The organism is Gilvimarinus sp. 1_MG-2023 (assembly GCF_030548285.1).
Genome location: NZ_JAUOSC010001605.1, coordinates 1 through 240, shown reverse-complemented (window position 1 = coordinate 240; position 240 = coordinate 1). Strand labels below are relative to the sequence as shown.

General features: G+C 57.9%; 1 protein-coding gene. It reads right to left on the bottom strand.

Features of this window, described 5'->3' with window-relative positions; genetic code table 11:
- Window positions 1-51: 51 nt before the first annotated feature.
- Window positions 52-240: hypothetical protein (locus Q4563_RS22215; RefSeq protein ID WP_303606085.1), on the bottom strand; the 189-nt coding region annotated here is incomplete at its 5' end.

Here is a 240-nt window from a genome sequence, read left to right as displayed (position 1 = left end):
GCCCGGTTTTGGGCGTTTTCTGACGGTGTTTTCTGGTTTCTGGTGACAGGATTAACGATGATAACTAAACGCCGTTGGTGCCATGGCCACACCATCCAGCTGCCACGGATCGCGATGATCCAGCGCCAGCCGGGTACCTTCTGCCACGAGTGCAGGCCGCTGTAATGCTTGCTGGTACAGGTCGCTACGGTAGCACTCGCGGATAGTTTCTTCGCAGTCCAGGGCGGAACTGACCCAGCC